This window comes from Saccharothrix longispora, from assembly GCF_031455225.1.
Taxonomy (GTDB): Bacteria; Actinomycetota; Actinomycetes; order Mycobacteriales; family Pseudonocardiaceae; genus Actinosynnema; species Actinosynnema longispora.
In genome coordinates this window covers 4,281,238-4,298,867 of the sequence record NZ_JAVDSG010000001.1, presented here as the reverse complement: position 1 = coordinate 4,298,867, position 17,630 = coordinate 4,281,238, and the positions used below count along the sequence as shown (strand labels likewise).

Below are 17,630 nucleotides of genomic sequence, written 5' to 3'. Positions count from 1 at the left end.
GGCACTGCGGACTCCTAGACAACCAGGCTGACCGGGCGCGGGGACGCCACGTCGTACGCCTCGGACGACAGGTACACGGTGATGCCGGGGCGCGGCCTGCCCATGCGCAGCGACACGTGCGCGATCAGGCCGACGCCCTCGTCGAGCGGGCGCCTGGCGACGGCGCGCAGGGCGTTGTCGAACTGGGTGGGGTCGAGGCCGTACTTCGACATGACCTGGAGCACGCGCCTGCGGGCTTCCTCGTCGTCCGCGACGTAGTCCCTGATGGGCACGTACAGGGAATACCCGCTGGGGGCGGCGACGTCGCCGTCCAGGAACGTGTAGCTGGAAATCAGCGGGCGCCCGTCGAACGCCTCCGAGCGGCCGCCGGTGAGCAGGCAGAAGTCGGGCACCCTGTCCACGTCGACGCCGTGGGCGGCTTTGGCCGCGCGGGTGACTTCGGTTACCCCGGCGCTCTGGTGCGAGACGTACACCTTGACCCGGGCCTGCCGCGGGTCGAGCAGGTCGAGCGCGAAGAAGGAATACGTGTCGAGCCCGGAGCGGGTCACCGCGTGGTCGCGCAGGACCGGGAAACCGGCGGCGAAACCGGTTCGGCCGAGCGCTTCCCGCACCAATCCGCCGGCCGCTTCCGGACCGCGTACTTCAGGGTTGAAGTACACCTTCACGGCGGGTGCCGCGCCGGCCCGGAAGACCAGTGAGTACCAGAACGCGAAATCGTGTTCCAGGCGTTCCGGGAGGAACAGGTCGCGGACGGCGTCGAAGCGCGTCGCGTCGAGGGACTCCCGGCGTCGGAGCCGGTCGAGCGCGGCGAGCGCGGCCGAGACGTTGGCCGACCTGGACGGCCTGGTGGCGCTGGTTTCCACGATCGCGCGGACGGTCGGCGGCCGGTCGGCCTCGAAGGCCGCGGAGAACTCGACGGGGGAGTGGTCGTCGGCCACGCCGGAGGGCCACGCGGGGTTCTCGGAAATCGGGTGCAGACCCCCGGGACCCAAGGTCTCCGCGAGCAGGCCGACGGACTTGACGGTGTTTCCGGTGATGCCCACAGAATGCAGGATCGCGCTCAGCTGGCGGCCTGTGAAATCGCGTATGGAAACGTTGTGGGGGTCCAAGGCGGGGTTCTCCTCGTGGGGTGCGAACCGAAAGTTACGCTAGGCGAACCAATCTTGTCCACCGGGCGGCCCTAGCGTGACGTAGGGCACTCTAAAGGCACGTCAGGGCCGTTGTCGATCAGGGTGCCGTCCGCAGAGAACGGTAATCAAGACTGCTCCGAACGGCCTATTGACTAGACCACTGTCATACTTTCGCACCAATGTGCGGACGATCACCGATGACGCATCGTGGTATTTTGTGCGCACTTCGGCGTGGGGTACGGTCGAGCGTTCGGCCGGATTGCCCGCTGACCCATTCGAGACACTTCTGTTAATTGTTCCCGACGGCGGCCCACCCGGCCGCGCCACGACCCGGGTACGCGAACGGGGCCGCCGATCCACGTGGATCGGCGGCCCCGTCGGGGTCGGGCGGGTCTCAGGACGCGTAGTTGTGGAACCCGCGCCCGCTCTTCTTGCCCAGCAGGCCCGCGTCCACCATGCGCAGCAGCAGCGGCGGCGGCGAGTAGAGCGGCTCCTTGAACTCCTCGTACATCGACTCGGCGATGGCCTTGGTCGTGTCCAGGCCGATCAGGTCGGTCAGGCGCAGCGGGCCCATCGGGTGCGCGCAGCCCAGCACCATGCCGTTGTCGATGTCCTCCGCGCTGGCGAACCCGGACTCCAGCATCCGGATCGACGACAGCAGGTACGGGATGAGCAGCGCGTTCACCACGAACCCGGCCCGGTCCTGCGAGCGGATGACCTCCTTGTGCAGGACGTCGGTCACGAACGCCTCCGCGCGGGCCTTGGTCTGCTCGCCCGTCAGCAGCGACGGCACCAGCTCCACCAGTTTCAGCACCGGCACCGGGTTGAAGAAGTGCACGCCGATGACCTGCTCCGGCCGGCTGGTGGCCATGCCCAGCTTCATGATCGGGATCGACGAGGTGTTCGACGCGAAGATCGCGTCCCGGTCGGTGACCACCTGGTCCACCGCCGCGAAGACCTCGGTCTTGACCTGCTCGTTCTCCGCGACGGCCTCCACGACCAGGTTCCGGTCGGCGAAGTCGGCGAGGTCGGTGGTGAACCGCAGGCGCTCCAGTGCGGCGTCCCGGTCCTCGGTGGACAGCTTCCCGCTGCGCACCCCTCGGCCCAGCGACGAGGCGATCCGCCCGCGCGCGGCCTCCGTGGCGTCCGGGCTGACCTCGGCCACCAGCACGTCGAGGCCGGCGCGGGCGCAGACCTCGGCGATGCCGGAACCCATCAGGCCCGAGCCCACCACTCCAACACGTTGAATGTCACTCACGCCCCGATCCTGCCAGGGCGCCCGCGGAGGGGCACGGGCGCGATGCCGGACGCGGGGTGGGTTTTCCGCAGTCGATCATGCGGCGCTCACCGTGGTCGGCCGTTGCGGCCTTCCCCGGCGTCGCCGGCATGATGATCGGAACCGCGGCCGTCGGTGCCGTGCCGGCCCTGGCCTGCGCCTTCCCGCTCTGGACGAGTGGGTCGAGCAGGGGTGGGCGGCGAGTGCCCCGCTCGCCGTCGAGGACACCGCCGGCCCACGCGCGGACGCCGCCGGCGAGGCGCGGACCGACGGGTACTTCCGCATCGGCAGCGTCACCAAGACCTTCGTCGCCACGGTCGTCCTGCAACTCGTGGACGAGGACAGGGTGCGGCTGGACGACCCCGTGGGCCGGTACGTCGCCGGCGTGCCGAAGGGCGACCTGATCACCGTGCGCCAGGTGCTCAACCACACCAGCGGGCTCTACGACTACGCGCACGGCGAGGGCTGGTCGACCAACCGGTGGCGCGGCGCCGGCCGGTTCCGGGGCTACCGGCCGCAGGAGCTGCTGGACGAGGCGTTCCGCCACCCGTCGAACTTCGAGCCCGGCACGGGCCGGCGCCACTCCAACACCGACTACGTCGTCGCCGGGGTGCTCGTCGAGCGCGTCCTCCGGCCGCTCGGAGGTCTACTGCTGACCCGGTGGCCGCGGACCGGGATCACTGGTGCAGGCCGAACTCCTGCGTCCAGTACGTGCGCCCGCCCGCGTCGGTGGCGAACGCGACGCCCAGGTCGCGCAGGTCGCAGTTCAGGATGTTGGCGCGGTGGCCCTCGCTGGCCATCCACGAGCTCACGACCTCCTCGGCCGTGCCCTGGCCCATCGCGATGTTCTCCGCCGTGACGCGGTAGGTGTAGCCGGCCTCGGTCACGCGCTGCGCCGGCGTGCTGCCGTCGACACCCGTGTGGCTGAAGTTCCCGGTGCGCGCCATCTCGTCGTTGTGCCGCTTGGCGGCCGAGTCGAGCCGCGCGTCGGCGGTCAGCGCCGGACAGCCGGCCGCGGCCCGCTCCCCGTTGGTCAGCGACAGCACCCGCTCCTCGGAACTCGGCGCCGCGGTCGCCGTGCCCGTGGTCACGAGCAGTGCCGCGACGGCGATCCCGGTGGCGAACGTCTTGGTGGTCATGGCCCTACCTCCTCACCCGGTGGCACCCGTTGGACACGGGGTTCCCGTCGCGGCGGGTGAGCGAAAGTCCACCTTCGGGTGGAGTCGGGTGGCGGTACGAGGGGAACCGCCACCCGACGGCCCGGTCAGTCCTTCAACTCCTGCTCGGCCTGCGCGATGGCCGCGAACTCCTCCTCCGGCGCGGACGCGACCAGGTGGTGGCGGCTGTAGAACCAGAAGTAGGCCAGCGCCACCACGACGATGCCCGCGGTGATCCCGGCGGCCACCTCGTCGACGAAGAACGTGGCCACGACCGCCGCCACCGCCAGCACCAGCGCCACGCCGGTGGTGACCGCGCCGCCCGGCGTCCGGTAGGGCCGTTCCAGGTCCGGCTCGCGCACCCGCAGCACGATGTGCGACAACGTCATCAGCACGTAGGACAGCGCCGCGCCGAACACCGCGATGTTGATGAGCACCGCGCCGTTCCGCGTGATCGCCGCCAGCGCGAACCCGATCGCACCCGGCACGACCAGCGCCAGGTACGGCGTCTTGCGCCGGCCGGTGCGCGACAGCCAGCGCGGCAGGTATCCGGCCCGCGACAGCGCGAACAGTTGCCGCGAGTAGGCGAAGATCAGCGAGAAGAAGCTCGCCACCAGGCCGGCCAGGCCCACGTAGTTCACGACCTGGGCGAGCGCGTTGTCCCCGCCGTAGGCCGCGCGCACCGCCGCCGGCAGCGGGTTGTCCGACGCCTTCAGCGCCTCCGACCCGGCCCCGCCCGCCGCGAACACCAGGATGGCCGCGGCGAACACCAGCAGCACGACCATCGCCGCGATGATGCCGCGCGGCATGTCCCGCCGCGGGTCGCGCGCCTCCTCCGCGGCCACCGGCACGCCCTCCACGCCGAGGAAGAACCAGATCCCGAACACCAGCGCGGCCAGCACGCCGGTGACGCCGAACGGCAGGAACGAGTCGCCCTCGGCCAGGTCGAACAGCTTCGCCGAGTCGAACTTCGGCACCATGCCGACCACGAACACCACGAGCGCCACCACCGCGACGGCGGTGATCGCGAACATCAGCCGCAGCGCCTCGCCCACGCCGTACAGGTGCACGCCGATGAACACCACGAAGCACACCAGGTACACCGGCCACGAGTTGGTGAGCCCGAACAGCCCGAGCGTCTCCACGTACCCGCCGATGAACACCGCGATGGCCGCCGGCGCCATGGCGTACTCGATGAGGATGGCGACGCCGGTGGCGAACCCGCCGAGCGGTCCGAGGGCGCGGCGCGCGAAGCCGTACCCGCCGCCCGCCACGGGCAGCGCCGAGGCCATCTCCGCCAGGCCGAACACCATGCACGTGTACATGAGGCCCATCAGGGCCGTCGCGATGAGCAGCCCGCCCCAACCGCCCTGGGCGAGACCGAAGTTCCAGCCGGCGAAGTCGCCGGAGATGACGTAGGAGACACCCAGACCCGCGAGCAGCACCCAGCCCGCCGCGCCCCGCTTCAACTGGCGTTGCTCCAGGTAGTCGCTGCCCACCTTCTCGTATTCGACGTGCTTGGCCATCGACGCTCCCTAATGGGTCAGTCGCGTTCCTTTAAAGGGGAATTGAGGGTGGCGTGGGCCACTCGATGGTGTCAAGATTGGTGCGTCCAATGGTTCGCTGCCATACCTTTGGAGGTACTGCCGATGCTTTCCGTCGAGGAGTTGCGCGTGCTCGTGGACAGCGGAGAGGTCGACACGGTGCTGGTCGCCGTCGTGGACATGCAGGGCCGCCTCCAGGGCAAGCGCTGCGCTGCGCGCTACTTCGTCGACGTGGTGATGGAGCACACCGCCGAGGGCTGCGACTACCTGCTCGCCGTGGACGTCGAGATGAACACCGTCGAGGGCTACGCCTCGTCCTCCTGGGACAGCGGCTACGGCGACCTCGTCATGCGCCCCGACCTGTCCACCCTGCGCCGCGTGCCGTGGCACGAGGGCACCGCCCTGGTCATGTGCGACATCGTGACGGAGGACGGCGACCCCGTCGCCGTCTCGCCCCGGCAGATCCTCCGGAAGCAGCTCGACCGGCTCGCGGAGCGCGGCTGGACCGCGTTCGTGGGCACCGAGTTGGAGTTCATCGTCTTCGACACCACTTATGAGGACGCCTGGAGCAGCGGCTACCGCGACCTGGTCCCGGCCAACCAGTACAACGTGGACTACTCGCTGCTGGGCACCGGGCGCGTCGAGCCGCTGCTGCGGGCCATCCGCAACCACATGGCGGGCGCGGGCATGGTCGTGGAGTCCGCCAAGGGCGAGTGCAACCCCGGCCAGCACGAGATCGCGTTCCGCTACGCCGAGGCCCTGGCGACCTGCGACAACCACGGCATCTACAAGACCGGCGCCAAGGAGATCGCGGCGCAGCACGGCAAGTCGCTCACGTTCATGGCCAAGTACAACGAGCGCGAGGGCAGCTCGTGCCACATCCACCTCAGCCTGCGCGACGCCGACGGCCGGCCGGTGTTCGCCGAGGGGCGCGGCATGTCGCGGCTCATGGAGCACTTCATGGCGGGCCAGCTCGCCGGCCTGCGCGAGCTGACCTGCTTCCTGGCCCCGAACATCAACTCCTACAAGCGGTTCGCGCGCGGCAGCTTCGCGCCGACCGCCGTGGCGTGGGGCAGGGACAACCGGACGTGCTCGCTGCGCGTGGTCGGGCACGGCCACGGGCTGCGGTTCGAGAACCGGGTGCCGGGCGCCGACGTCAACCCGTACCTCGCGGTGGCCGCGCTGATCGCGGCCGGTCTGCACGGCGTGGACAACGAGCTGCCGCTGGAGGCGGAGTTCACCGGCAACGCCTACGCCTCCGACCGCCCCACGGTGCCGTCCACGCTGCGCGACGCCGCGTCACTGCTGCGCCGCAGCGAGATCGCGCGCGAGGCGTTCGGGCAGGACGTGGTGGACCACTACCTCAACGCGGCCAGGGTGGAGCTGGCCGCGTTCGACTCCGCCGTGACCGACTGGGAGCGCATCCGTGGCTTCGAACGCCTCTAGGCCGCTGATCGGCGTCAGCACGTACCTCGAACGCGCGACGTTCGGCATCTGGGACGCGGAGGCGGCCGTCCTGCACCGCGACTACCTGGACTCGGTGGTGCGCGCGGGCGGCAACCCCGTGCTGCTGCCGCCCGTCGGGCACTGGGACGCGGACTCCGTCGGCTTCCTCGACGGCCTGGTGCTCGCCGGCGGCGCGGACGTCGACCCGGCGCGGTACGGCCGACCGCGCGACCCGCGCACCGGAGCGCCGCGCCCCGAGCGCGACGCCGCCGAACTGGCCCTGGCCCGCGCCGCGCTCGAGCTCGACCTGCCGCTGCTGGCCGTGTGCCGGGGCATGCAGGTGCTCAACGTCGCGCTCGGCGGCACGCTGGTGCAGCACGTCGACGGCCACAGCACCGCGCCCGGCGTGTTCCAGCACACCGGCGTCACCGTCGCGGCCGGCTCGGTGCTCTCCTCCGTCGTCGGTCCGGCCACGACCGTGCACTGCCACCACCACCAGGCGCTGGACGTCCTCGGCGACGGGCTGCTGGTCACCGCGACCGCGCCCGACGGCACCCCGGAGGCCGTCGAGCTGCCCGGCGCCCGGTTCGCGCTCGGCGTGCAGTCGCACCCGGAGGCCGACCGCGAGGACGACCGGCTGTTCGCCGCCCTGGTGGCGGCCTGCCGACCCGCCACGCCCGCGACGGAGGAGTGAGATGACCGCGTTCGACGTGATCAACCCGGCCACCGGGGAACTGGTCCGCCAGGTGCCGCCGACGTCGCCGGAGGAGACCGACGCGGCGATCGACCGGGCGTCGAGGGCGCTGCCCGCGTGGCGCGCCGTCGCACCGGGCGACCGGGCCCGGCTGCTGCGCCGCTTCGCCGAGGCGGTCGACGGCGCGGTCGAGGAGCTGGCCGCGCTGGAGGTGCTCAACTCCGGGCACACCATCGGCAACGCGCGGTGGGAGGCGGGCAACGTCCGCGACGTCCTGCACTACTACTCGGCCGCGCCGGAACGCCTGTTCGGCAAGCAGATCCCGGTGCCCGGCGGCCTGGACGTGACCTTCCACGAGCCGCTGGGCGTCGTCGGCGTGATCGTGCCGTGGAACTTCCCCATGCCCATCGCCGGGTGGGGCTTCGCGCCCGCCCTCGCCGCCGGCAACACCGTCGTGCTCAAGCCCGCCGAGCTGACCCCGCTCACCGCGCTGCGGCTGGCCGAGCTGGCCCGCGACGCGGGCATCCCCGAGGACGTGTTCCAGGTGCTGCCGGGCTCGGGGGCGGTGGTGGGGCAGCGGTTCGTCACGCACCCGGCCGTGCGCAAGGTCGTGTTCACCGGGTCCACCCGGGTCGGCAAGCAGGTCATGGCCGGGTGCGCCGCGCAGGTCAAGCGGGTGACGCTGGAGCTGGGCGGCAAGTCCGCGAACATCGTGTTCGACGACGCCGACCTGGAACGCGCCGCCGCGACCGCGCCGTACGGGGTGTTCGACAACGCGGGCCAGGACTGCTGCGCCCGGTCCCGCATCCTCGTGCAGGCGTCGGTCCACGACCGGTTCATGGAGCTGCTCGAACCCGCCGTCAAGGGCGTCGTGGTCGGCGACCCCCGGGACGAGGCCACCGAGATGGGGCCCCTGATCTCCGCCGCGCACCGCGACAAGGTCGCCTCCTACGTGCCGTCCGACGCGCCCGTGGCGTTCCGCGGCACGGCGCCGTCCGGACCGGGCTTCTGGTTCCCGCCCACCGTCCTCGCGCCGGTCGCGCCCACCGACCCGGTGGCCCGCGAGGAGGTGTTCGGCCCCGTGGTGGCCGTGCTGCCGTTCACCGACGAGGAGGACGCCGTGCGGCTGGCCAACGACAGCGACTTCGGCCTGTCCGGCTCGATCTGGACGCGTGACGTGGGCCGCGCGCTGCGCGTCTCGCGCGCCGTCGAGGCCGGCAACCTCTCGGTGAACTCCCACTCGTCCGTGCGGTACTGGACCCCGTTCGGCGGGTTCAAGCAGTCCGGGCTGGGCCGCGAGCTGGGGCCGGACGCCCTCGACTCGTTCACCGAGACCAAGAACGTCTTCATCGCGCACTGAGCTTCGGAAACCCGGGAGAGCACATGGTTCAGCGACTTGAGGGCCGGGTCGCGGTCGTCACCGGCGGCGGCAGCGGGATCGGGCTGGCCTCGGTGCGGCGGCTCGCGTCGGAGGGCGCGCGGGTGGTCGTCGCCGACGTCGACGGCGACGCGGGCAAGGCCGCCGCGGACGAGGTGTCCGGCCTGTTCGCACAGGTCGACGTGACCGACGAGGAGCAGGTGCGCGGTCTGTTCCAGACCGCCGTGGACACCTACGGGTCGCTCGACATCGCGTTCAACAACGCGGGCATCTCGCCGCCCGACGACGACTCCATCCTCACCACCGGCATCGAGGCGTGGGACCGGGTGCAGAAGGTCAACCTGACCTCGGTGTACCTGTGCTGCAAGTACGCCATCCCCCACATGCTCGCGCGGGGCAGGGGGTCGGTGATCAACACCGCGTCGTTCGTGGCCACGATGGGCGCGGCGACGTCGCAGATCTCCTACACCGCCTCCAAGGGCGGCGTGCTCGCGATGAGCCGCGAGCTGGGCGTGCAGTTCGCCCGGCAGGGGGTGCGCGTCAACGCCCTCTCACCCGGACCGGTGAACACCCCGCTGCTGCGCGAGCTGTTCGCCAAGGACCCGGAGCGGGCCGCGCGGCGGCTGGTGCACGTGCCGCTCGGGCGGTTCGCCGAACCCGAGGAGATCGCCGCCGCGGTGGCGTTCCTGGCCAGTGACGACTCGTCGTTCATCACCGCGTCGAACTTCCTCGTGGACGGCGGTATCGCCGGTGCCTACGTGACCCCGCTGTGACCCCGCTGGCGGACGCGTTGTTCCGCCCCGTGCGGGTGGGCAACGCGTTCGAGGAGACCGTGGAACGGCTCATGCGCGCCATCCGGCTCGGCGCGGTGGGGCCGGGGGAGCGGCTGCCCGCCGAGCGGGAGCTGGCGCGGCGGCTCGGCGTGAGCCGGGTGACGCTGCGCGAGGCGATCCGGTCGTTGCAGGACGAGGGGTTCGTCGAGTCGCGGCGCGGGCGGTACGGCGGCACGTTCGTCACCGCGTCCGTGCCGGTCGCGCCGGCCGGGGGGCACGTGCCCGCGGGCGAGCTGCTGGACGCCGTGACGCTGCGGTCGGTGCTGGAGACCGGTGCGGCGGAGTGCGCGGCGGGGCGCGCGCTGGGCGCCGTGGACCGGCGCGACCTGCTCGCGCGGCTGGCCGAGTGCCGGGACGCCGCGGTGGACGAGTACCGGCGCAAGGACTCGCGGCTGCACCTGGCCATCGCGGAGGCGACCGGGTCGGCATCGCTCACGGCGGCGGTCGCGGACGTCCGGATGCGCGTCAACGAGCTGCTGGACCGCATCCCGCTGCTGCCGCGCAACCTCGCGCACTCCAACGAGCAGCACGAGGTGATCGTGACCCGCATCCTGGCCGGTGACGCCGAGGCGGCCCGCCGGGCGATGGCCGAGCACCTGGACGGGACGGCCCTGCTGCTGCGCGGTTTCCTGACATAGCGCACACACTCCACCATGTCAACCCACCCGAGAGTCCGACCTGGAGGTTGGACTCTCGGGTCCTGGAGCTCGGGGCTCCCGGGGGTCGGGTGCCGCGCTCCCGCCCTGTCGGGGGACGGTGGCGCGGTGCGGGGGGAAAGCGCTCGGTGAGCACCGATAACATCGGTGGGTCAGAGTCACCTCGCGAACCTAGGAGTCACCGTGTCCGAGCCACGTCCCGCGGCCGCTTTCGACCCACCTCGCGTGGTGGTGCCGGCGGGGACCACGGCGGGCACCGCGGTCCGCGAGGCCGGTCTGCCGGGCAAGGGCCCCGACGCCGTCGTGGTCGTCCGCGACCCCGAGGGCAACCTGCGCGACCTGTCGTGGGCGCCTCGGGTGGAGGTCGAGGTGGAGGCGGTCGCCGCCGACACCGAGGACGGCCGCAGCGTGATCCGGCACTCCGCCGCCCACGTGCTGGCGCAGGCAGTGCAGCAGCAGTTCCCGGAGGCCAAGCTGGGCATCGGCCCGCCGGTCCGGGACGGCTTCTACTACGACTTCCAGGTGGACAAGCCGTTCACCCCCGAGGACCTCCAGGCGCTGGAGAAGCGCATGAAGGCGATCGTCAAGGGCGCGCAGCGGTTCGACCGCCGCGTCGTCGAGTCGGTCGACGCCGCCAAGGCCGAACTGGCCGACGAGCCGTTCAAGCTCGAACTGGTCGACCTCAAGAGCGACGTGGACACCGCCGAGGTCATGGAGGTGGGCGGCGGCGAGCTGACCGTCTACGACAACCTCGACCCGCGCTCGGGCGACCGCGTCTGGGGCGACCTGTGCCGCGGCCCGCACGTGCCGACGACCAAGCACATCCCGGCGTTCAAGCTGACCAGGGTCGCCGCCGCCTACTGGCGCGGCAACGAGAAGAACCCGCAGCTCCAGCGCATCTACGGCACCGCGTGGGAGTCGCAGGAGGCCCTCGACGCCCACCTGGAGCGCATCGCCGAGGCCGAGCGGCGCGACCACCGCAAGCTGGGCGCGGAGCTGGACCTGTTCAGCTTCCCGGACGAGCTGGGCTCCGGCCTGCCGGTGTTCCACCCCCGTGGCGGCATCATCCGCCGCGAGCTGGAGGACTACGCGCGCCGCCGGCACGAGGAGGCGGAGTACGAGTTCGTCAACACCCCGCACATCAGCAAGAGCGGGCTGTTCCACACCTCCGGCCACCTGCCGTACTACGCGGACACGATGTTCCCGCCCATCGAGTTCGAGGGCGAGGACTACTACCTCAAGGCCATGAACTGCCCGATGCACAACCTGGTCTTCAGGTCGCGCGGGCGGTCCTACCGGGAGCTGCCGCTGCGGCTGTTCGAGTTCGGCACGGTCTACCGGTACGAGAAGTCCGGCGTCGTGCACGGCCTCACCCGGGTCCGCGGCCTGACCATGGACGACTCCCACATCTACTGCACCAAGGAGCAGATGCCGGGCGAGCTCCGGTCGCTGCTCAAGTTCGTGCTCGACCTGCTCGCCGACTACGGCCTGAGCGACTTCTACCTGGAGCTGTCCACCCGGGACGACTCGCCCAAGTTCATCGGCGACCCGGAGGAGTGGGAAGAGGCGACCGAGACGCTGCGCCGGGCGGCGCTCGACTCCGGTCTGGAGCTGGTGCCCGACCCGGGCGGCGCCGCGTACTACGGGCCGAAGATCTCGGTGCAGGCCAAGGACGCCATCGGCCGGTCGTGGCAGATGTCCACCATCCAGCTGGACTTCAACCAGCCCAAGCGGTTCGAGCTGGAGTACACCGCGGCGGACGGCTCGCGGCAGCGGCCGATCATGATCCACCGCGCCCTGTTCGGCTCGATCGAGCGGTTCTTCGGCGTGCTGACCGAGCACTACGCGGGCGCGTTCCCGGCGTGGCTGGCGCCGGTGCAGGTCGTGGGCATCCCGATCGCCGACGAGCACGCCGACCACCTGTTCGAGGTGGCGAAGCGGCTCAAGGCGAAGGGCGTCCGCGTCGAGGTGGACACCTCGGACGACCGCATGCAGAAGAAGATCCGCACCCACACCACGCAGAAGGTGCCGTTCATGCTGCTCGCGGGTGGCAAGGACGTGGAACAGGGCGCGGTGTCGTTCCGGTTCCGCGACGGGACGCAGGTCAACGGCGTGCCGGTCGACCAGGCGGTCGAGAAGGTCGTCGACTGGATCACCCGCCGCGAGAACGCCTCGCCCACGGCGGACCTCGTCCAGTGACGACGGACTTCGAGGAGCAGGACGGGGTCGGGGTCCACGACGCGCTGCAGCGCCTGTGGACCCCGCACCGCCTGTCGTACGTGCGCGGCGAGGGCAAGGCCGTCGGCGACGAACCCGAGGGGTGCCCGTTCTGCCGGGTCACCGACCTCGACGACGCCGACGGCCTGATCCTGGCCCGCGGCGAACTGGTCTTCGCGGTGCTCAACCTCTACCCGTACAACCCGGGTCACCTGATGGTGCTGCCCTACCGGCACGTGCCCGACTACACCGACCTGACGGTCGCGGAGACGGCCGAGTTCGCCGCGTTCACGCAGCGCGCCATGCGCGTGATGCGGCGGGTGGCGAGCCCGCACGGCTTCAACATCGGGATGAACCAGGGCGTGGTGGCGGGCGCGGGCATCGCGGCCCACCTGCACCAGCACGTCGTGCCCCGGTGGGGCGGCGACGCGAACTTCATGCCCGTGATCGGCCAGACGAAGGTGCTGCCGCAACTGCTGGGGGAGACCCGCCGGTTGCTGTCCGACGCCTGGGAGGAACCCGACCTGACGGGGTGAACGCACTCCGGGGTGCCGCAGTGTCGCGACGAGCGCCCCACTGCATCGATTCGTGCCCCACGACCTGTGCAAACGCAGGTGCACGGCCCGCTGCACGTGCATCGGCCCCTGCATGTCGGCTGCGTGCCGCAGATCACTGCTGCGTGACGTGTCGAGGGGCCTCAGACACCTTGCTGGCCGATCGTCAAGAGGGGTGCGCATCGATACGGTGCGTTCCATGACCGCACCAGAGCGTTCGCGGCTGGCCCGAGAACGGCTCTCGCGCGAGTTACGGCGGCTGCGCACCGAGGCCAAGATGACCGGTACGGCCACGGCGCGCGCGACCGGGATGAGCCAGTCGAAACTGTCGAAGATCGAGAACGGCATGCTCCTCCCGTCCGTGACCGACGTGGAGAGACTGGTGGCCGAGCTGTCGGCGACCAGGGAGACCAGGCTGGAGCTGGTGGAGCTGGCCCGGCAGCTGCACGCCGAGGCGGAGACCCGCCGCGTGGTGCTGCACCGGGGCGCGCACCGCCACCAGCAGACCGTGGCCCGCATCGAGGCCAGGGCCACCACCAGCCGCTTCTTCCAGAACGCGGGTGTGCCCGCGCTGCTGCAGAGCGAGAACTACCTGCGGGTGGTGCTGAACACCACGCCGTCGCACGAGCAGGACACCGCCATCGCGACCCTGCGCAACCGCCGGGCGCGCATGGACGACCTGGGCAAGCGGTTCGTGTTCCTCCTCGCGGAGAGCGCGTTGCGCTGGCGGATGGGCTCGGCGGACCTGATGTGCGAGCAGATCGACCACTTGGTGCAGACCATGCGCAGGTCCAACGTGCAGCTCGGCGTGGTGCCGTGGACGGTGGACGCGAACATGGTCGCGCTGCACGGGTTCCAGGTCTACGACGAGCGCGTGGTGACGCTGAGCGTGCTGACCGGCAACGCCACCATCACCGACCCGCACGACGTGCGCGAGTACCTGGCCCTGTTCGGCCGGCTGGAGCGGCTCGCGGTGCGCGGGGAGGCGCTGGAGGACCTGTTGGAGAACATCTCCAGGGACCACCGCAAGCTCGGCTGAGCTGGGTCGTTACGCTGCCCGGGACCACGTCGTCCCCGCCGGTAGGTGCCGCACCACCCCATGCTGAACATCTTCGCCCGCGCGTCGGTCTCGCGCGTCACCGATCCGATCGGGGCGTGGCTGCTGCGCCGCGGCCTCACCCCGAACGCCGTCACCGTGCTGGGCACCGTCGGCTCCGTCGCCGCGTCCCTGTGGTTCATCCCGCGCGGGGAGCTGTTCGCGGGCGCGGCGGTCGTCGCCGCGTTCGTGCTGTTCGACCTCCTCGACGGGGCGATGGCGCGCGCCCGGGGAGGCGGCACGAGGTTCGGGGCCGTGCTCGACGCGAGCTGCGACCGCATCGCCGACGGCGCGCTGTTCGCGGCCGTCGCGTGGTGGGCGTTCGACGCGGGGGAGCGGGGCCTCGCCGCGGCGACCCTGGTGTCGCTGGTCGGCGCGCAGGTCACGTCCTACGTGAAGGCGCGCGCCGAGGCGTCCGGGCTGTCCGCGGACGGCGGCCTCGCCGAACGCGCCGAGCGGTTCATCATCTCCCTGCTCGGCGTGGGCCTGCACGGCCTCGGGGTGCCCTACGTCCTGCCGATCGCGCTGTACCTGCTGGCCGCGCTGGTCACCATCACCGTCGTGCAGCGGGTGCTGGCCGTGAGCCGCGCCGCGAGGGACGACCGGGACGAGGAGGACATCCCAACGTGAACGAACGGCTGGCCGACCTCGGCTACGCGGCCGGGTGGCGGCTGGTGCGGCTGCTCCCGGAGAGACCGGCGGTCGCGCTGTTCGACCGCATCGCCGACTGGACCGCCCGCAAGGGGGGCCCGGCGCAGTTGCGGGCCAACCTGAAGCGGGTCGTGCCGCAGGCCGGCGAAGCCGAGATGGACGAGCTGGTGCGTGCCTCCATGCGCTCCTACCTGCGGTACTGGCGCGAGGCGTTCCGGCTGCCGTCGATGGACCTGGAGACCGTGTTCGCCGAGCTGGACCGGTCGATCACCGGCGTGGAGAACCTCGACGCGGCGCTCGCCGAGGGCCGGGGCGCGGTGGTCGCGCTCCCGCACAGCGGCAACTGGGACATGGCGGGGGTGTGGCTCGTCGGGCACTCCGGCACGTTCGCCACGGTCGCCGAGCGGCTCAAGCCCGAGTCGCTGTACCGGCGGTTCATCGCCTTCCGCGAGACGCTGGGCTTCGAGGTGGTGCCGCTGACCGGCGGCGAGCGCAACCCGGCGGTCGTGCTGGCCGAGCGGCTGCGCGCCAACCGGGTGGTGTGCCTGCTCGCCGACCGCGACCTGACCGCGGGCGGCGTGCCGGTGACGTTCTTCGGCGAGCGCACGATGATGCCCGCCGGCCCCGCGCACCTCGCCGCCACGACGGGCGCCGCGCTGCTGCCGGTGGGCGTCTGGTTCACCGGCAGCGGCTGGACGTTCCGCATCCACCCGCCCGTCCGGGTCCAGGGCGTCGCCGACGTGGCGTCGGCGACCCAGTCGCTGGCGGACGTGTTCGCCGCCGACATCGCCGCGCACCCCGCGGACTGGCACATGATGCAGCCGCTGTGGCTCGCCGACCTGCCCGAGAGTAGGCAGCGGGCGCTGGCCAGGGTGCTCGCGCGCAGGGAGGCCGCCGAGTGAGGGTCGGCATCGTCTGCCCGTACTCGTTCGAGGTCCCCGGCGGGGTGCAGGCGCACGTGGTGGACCTGGCCCGCGCCCTGCGCGGCCTCGGCCACGAGGTCGAGGTGCTGGCCCCGGCCGACGACGACACGCCCGTGCCGGAGTTCGTGACAGCCGCCGGGCGCTCCGTCGGCATCCCCTACAACGGGTCGGTGGCGCGGCTGTCGTTCGGCCCCGTGTCGTTCAGCCGGGTACGGCGGTGGATCGCCGAGCACGAGTTCGACGTCCTGCACCTGCACGAACCCACCGCGCCGTCGCTGTCGATGCTCGCGCTGATGGTCGCCGAGGGGCCGATCGTGGCCACCTTCCACACCTCCACGCCCCGGTCGAAGATGCTGTCCGCGTTCCAAGCCGTGCTCCAGCCGTTCCTGGAGAAGATCACCGCCCGGATCGCGGTGTCCGCGCTGGCCAGGCGCGTGCAGGTGGAGCACCTGGGCGGTGACGCGGTGGAGATCCCCAACGGCGTGGACGTCGGGTTCTTCGCCGACGCGTCCCCGCTGGACGGCTACCCGCGCCCCGGCGGCACGATCGGGTTCGTCGGCCGGTTCACCGAGCCGCGCAAGGGCATGCCGGTGCTCCTGGAGGCGTTCCGCGCGCTCGACCTGCCGGACGTGCGGCTGCTCGTGGTGGGGCGCGGCGAGGAGGACGAGCTGCGCAAGCAGGCCGGCCCGGAGCTGGCCTCGCGGATGGTGTTCCTCGGCATGGTCGACGACGAGACGAAGGCGCGCGCGCTGCGCAGCGTCGACGTCTACTGCGCGCCCAACACCGGCGGCGAGAGCTTCGGGATCATCCTCACCGAGGCGATGTCGGCGGGCGCGGTGGTCGCGGCGAGCGACCTCGACGCGTTCCGGCGCGTGCTCGACGACGGCAAGGCGGGGGTGCTGACCCCGGTCGGTGACCCGGCCGCGCTGGCCTCGGCGCTGCGCGACCTGCTGACCGACCCCGACCGGCGTGCCCGCTACGCGGACGCGGCGCGGCAGCGGGTGATGGCGTTCGACTGGTCCGTGGTGGCCAACCAGGTGCTGCGCGTCTACGAGAGCGCGACGGCGGCCGACCCGCGGCGGGTGGGGGAGGCGTGACCAGCTCCGGTGTCGCGACGGCGTTCCTGGTCCTGCTGGCGCTGGCGGTGCTCGTCGGGCCGTGGACCCTCGGTACGGCCAACCGGCTCGACCGGTTGCACGTGCGCACCGACTCGGCGTGGCTGGCCCTCGACGCGGCCCTCGCGCGCCGCGCCGTGGTGACCAGGGCGGTGGCGGTGGTGTGCGGGCAGCCGGAGGTGCGGGCCGCCGCGGACGAGGCCGAACGGGCGCCGCGCCCGGAGCGCGAAGCGGCCGAGAACCGGCTGTCCGCGCTGCTGGAGGACCTGGACCGGAGCCGGTTGGAGCCCGCGCTGGCCGCCGAGCTGTCCGACGCCGAGCAGCGCGTCGTGCTGGCGCGGCGGGTGCACAACGACGCCGTGCGCGACACCCTCGCGCTGCGCCGCCGCCGGTCGGTGCGCTGGCTGCGGCTGGCGGGCACCGCGCCCACGCCGTCGTACTTCGAGATCGCCGAACCCGGCGTCGACGACGAGCCGTCCGCGCTGACCCAGCGGGTGTCGGCGCGCGTCGTGCTGCTCGACCCGGCCGACCGGGTGCTGATGTTCGAGGGCTTCGACCCGGTGCGGCCGGACGAGCTGTTCTGGTTCACCGTCGGCGGCGGCGTCGAGCCCGACGAGGAGCTGCGGGACGCGGCCGTGCGCGAGCTGTTCGAGGAGACCGGCCTGCGGCTGGCCGCGGCCGACCTGGTCGGCCCGGTGTGGAAGCGGCACGCCGTGTTCTCGTTCGACGGCCTGGGCTACGCGGCCGTGGAGTGGTTCTTCGTGGCCCGCGTGCCCACCGGCGTCGAGGTCGACACGTCCCGCTTCGACGACGTCGAGCAGCGCACCATCCGCCGCCACCGCTGGTGGTCCGCCGCCGACCTGGTCTCGGCCGACGCCACCGTGTACCCGGTGCAGCTCCCCGAGGTGCTGCCCGACGTGCTGGGCGGCTGGGACGGCACGACCCGGTCGGTGCGGTGAC

Annotated in this window: 16 protein-coding genes and 1 pseudogene; 13 read left to right on the top strand and 4 right to left on the bottom strand. The window is 72.0% G+C overall.

Features of this window, described 5'->3' with window-relative positions; genetic code table 11:
* Positions 1 to 14: 14 nt before the first annotated feature.
* A complete protein-coding gene (locus tag J2S66_RS17185; protein WP_310308121.1) occupies positions 15 to 1,043 on the bottom strand; it encodes a tryptophan dimethylallyltransferase family protein in 1,029 nt (342 codons plus the stop codon).
* A 481-nt stretch (positions 1,044 to 1,524) separates the two neighbouring features.
* Positions 1,525 to 2,388 carry a 3-hydroxybutyryl-CoA dehydrogenase gene (locus J2S66_RS17180; protein WP_310308120.1) on the bottom strand — a complete coding sequence of 288 codons (864 nt, stop codon included), beginning with the start codon at positions 2,386 to 2,388 and terminating at the stop codon, positions 1,525 to 1,527.
* On the opposite strand from J2S66_RS17180, the pseudogene J2S66_RS37190 reads away from it, so the two are divergent.
* A pseudogene (locus J2S66_RS37190) lies at positions 2,378 to 3,088 on the top strand (serine hydrolase domain-containing protein); the annotation flags it as partial. The gene J2S66_RS17180 and the pseudogene J2S66_RS37190 sit on opposite strands and share 11 nt — an antisense overlap.
* On the opposite strand, the gene J2S66_RS17170 reads toward J2S66_RS37190, so the two are convergent.
* Positions 3,084 to 3,545 carry a CAP domain-containing protein gene (locus J2S66_RS17170; RefSeq protein WP_310308117.1) on the bottom strand — a complete coding sequence of 154 codons (462 nt, stop codon included), beginning with the start codon at positions 3,543 to 3,545 and terminating at the stop codon, positions 3,084 to 3,086. The pseudogene J2S66_RS37190 and the gene J2S66_RS17170 overlap by 5 nt on opposite strands.
* A gap of 125 nt (positions 3,546 to 3,670) precedes the next feature.
* On the bottom strand, positions 3,671 to 5,089 hold the full coding sequence (eat, locus tag J2S66_RS17165) for an ethanolamine permease (RefSeq protein ID WP_310308116.1): 1,419 nt from the start codon (positions 5,087 to 5,089) through the stop codon (positions 3,671 to 3,673).
* 123 nt (positions 5,090 to 5,212) lie between these two features.
* Here eat and J2S66_RS17160 point away from each other — a divergent pair, with 123 nt between their 5' ends.
* The 12 genes from J2S66_RS17160 (at position 5,213) to J2S66_RS17105 (ending at position 17,629) form a co-directional block, all read left to right on the top strand.
* A complete protein-coding gene (locus J2S66_RS17160; protein WP_310308114.1) occupies positions 5,213 to 6,553 on the top strand; it encodes a glutamine synthetase family protein in 1,341 nt (446 codons plus the stop codon).
* Positions 6,534 to 7,247 (top strand): gamma-glutamyl-gamma-aminobutyrate hydrolase family protein, encoded by a 714-nt coding sequence (locus tag J2S66_RS17155; protein WP_310308113.1) that lies wholly within the window; start codon positions 6,534 to 6,536, stop codon positions 7,245 to 7,247. Before J2S66_RS17160 ends, J2S66_RS17155 begins: the two co-directional genes overlap by 20 nt.
* A gap of 1 nt (position 7,248) precedes the next feature.
* The gene (locus J2S66_RS17150) at positions 7,249 to 8,607 is read left to right on the top strand and encodes an aldehyde dehydrogenase family protein (protein ID WP_310308112.1); all 1,359 of its coding nucleotides are present in this window, start codon (positions 7,249 to 7,251) and stop codon (positions 8,605 to 8,607) included.
* Between the two features lie 23 nt (positions 8,608 to 8,630).
* Positions 8,631 to 9,398: a 3-oxoacyl-ACP reductase gene (locus J2S66_RS17145; RefSeq protein WP_310308111.1), complete on the top strand. Its 768-nt coding sequence runs from the start codon at positions 8,631 to 8,633 to the stop codon at positions 9,396 to 9,398.
* Complete coding sequence (locus J2S66_RS17140) at positions 9,395 to 10,096, top strand: FadR/GntR family transcriptional regulator (protein ID WP_310308110.1); 702 nt, start codon at positions 9,395 to 9,397, stop codon at positions 10,094 to 10,096. Before J2S66_RS17145 ends, J2S66_RS17140 begins: the two co-directional genes overlap by 4 nt.
* Before the next feature lie 201 nt (positions 10,097 to 10,297).
* Positions 10,298 to 12,313, top strand: coding sequence for a threonine--tRNA ligase (gene thrS / locus J2S66_RS17135; protein ID WP_310308109.1), 2,016 nt, complete (start codon positions 10,298 to 10,300; stop codon positions 12,311 to 12,313).
* The gene (locus tag J2S66_RS17130) at positions 12,310 to 12,867 is read left to right on the top strand and encodes an HIT family protein (protein ID WP_310308108.1); all 558 of its coding nucleotides are present in this window, start codon (positions 12,310 to 12,312) and stop codon (positions 12,865 to 12,867) included. Before thrS ends, J2S66_RS17130 begins: the two co-directional genes overlap by 4 nt.
* Before the next feature lie 217 nt (positions 12,868 to 13,084).
* Positions 13,085 to 13,924 (top strand): helix-turn-helix domain-containing protein, encoded by an 840-nt coding sequence (locus J2S66_RS17125; RefSeq protein ID WP_306746522.1) that lies wholly within the window; start codon positions 13,085 to 13,087, stop codon positions 13,922 to 13,924.
* Between the two features lie 60 nt (positions 13,925 to 13,984).
* Positions 13,985 to 14,611 carry a phosphatidylinositol phosphate synthase gene (pgsA, locus tag J2S66_RS17120; RefSeq protein WP_310308107.1) on the top strand — a complete coding sequence of 209 codons (627 nt, stop codon included), beginning with the start codon at positions 13,985 to 13,987 and terminating at the stop codon, positions 14,609 to 14,611.
* Positions 14,608 to 15,534, top strand: a complete 927-nt coding sequence (locus J2S66_RS17115; RefSeq protein ID WP_310308106.1) for a phosphatidylinositol mannoside acyltransferase — start codon at positions 14,608 to 14,610, stop codon at positions 15,532 to 15,534. Before pgsA ends, J2S66_RS17115 begins: the two co-directional genes overlap by 4 nt.
* Positions 15,531 to 16,652 (top strand): glycosyltransferase family 4 protein, encoded by a 1,122-nt coding sequence (locus J2S66_RS17110; protein ID WP_310308105.1) that lies wholly within the window; start codon positions 15,531 to 15,533, stop codon positions 16,650 to 16,652. Before J2S66_RS17115 ends, J2S66_RS17110 begins: the two co-directional genes overlap by 4 nt.
* Positions 16,649 to 17,629 carry an NUDIX hydrolase gene (locus J2S66_RS17105; RefSeq protein ID WP_310308104.1) on the top strand — a complete coding sequence of 327 codons (981 nt, stop codon included), beginning with the start codon at positions 16,649 to 16,651 and terminating at the stop codon, positions 17,627 to 17,629. The genes J2S66_RS17110 and J2S66_RS17105 overlap by 4 nt, the downstream gene beginning before the upstream one ends.
* The last annotated feature ends 1 nt before the right edge of the window (position 17,630 follow it).

Excerpts from the sequence above, each read along its gene's own strand:
- J2S66_RS17160 (WP_310308114.1), top strand. The coding sequence starts at position 5,213 with ATGCTTTCCGTCGAGGAGTTGCGCGTGCTCGTGGACAGCGGAGAGGTC.
- J2S66_RS17150 (WP_310308112.1), top strand. The coding sequence starts at position 7,249 with ATGACCGCGTTCGACGTGATCAACCCGGCCACCGGGGAACTGGTCCGC.
- pgsA (WP_310308107.1), top strand. The coding sequence starts at position 13,985 with ATGCTGAACATCTTCGCCCGCGCGTCGGTCTCGCGCGTCACCGATCCG.
- J2S66_RS17145 (WP_310308111.1), top strand. The coding sequence starts at position 8,631 with ATGGTTCAGCGACTTGAGGGCCGGGTCGCGGTCGTCACCGGCGGCGGC.
- J2S66_RS17170 (WP_310308117.1), bottom strand. The coding sequence starts at position 3,545 with ATGACCACCAAGACGTTCGCCACCGGGATCGCCGTCGCGGCACTGCTC.
- eat (WP_310308116.1), bottom strand. The coding sequence starts at position 5,089 with ATGGCCAAGCACGTCGAATACGAGAAGGTGGGCAGCGACTACCTGGAG.
- J2S66_RS17125 (WP_306746522.1), top strand. The coding sequence starts at position 13,085 with ATGACCGCACCAGAGCGTTCGCGGCTGGCCCGAGAACGGCTCTCGCGC.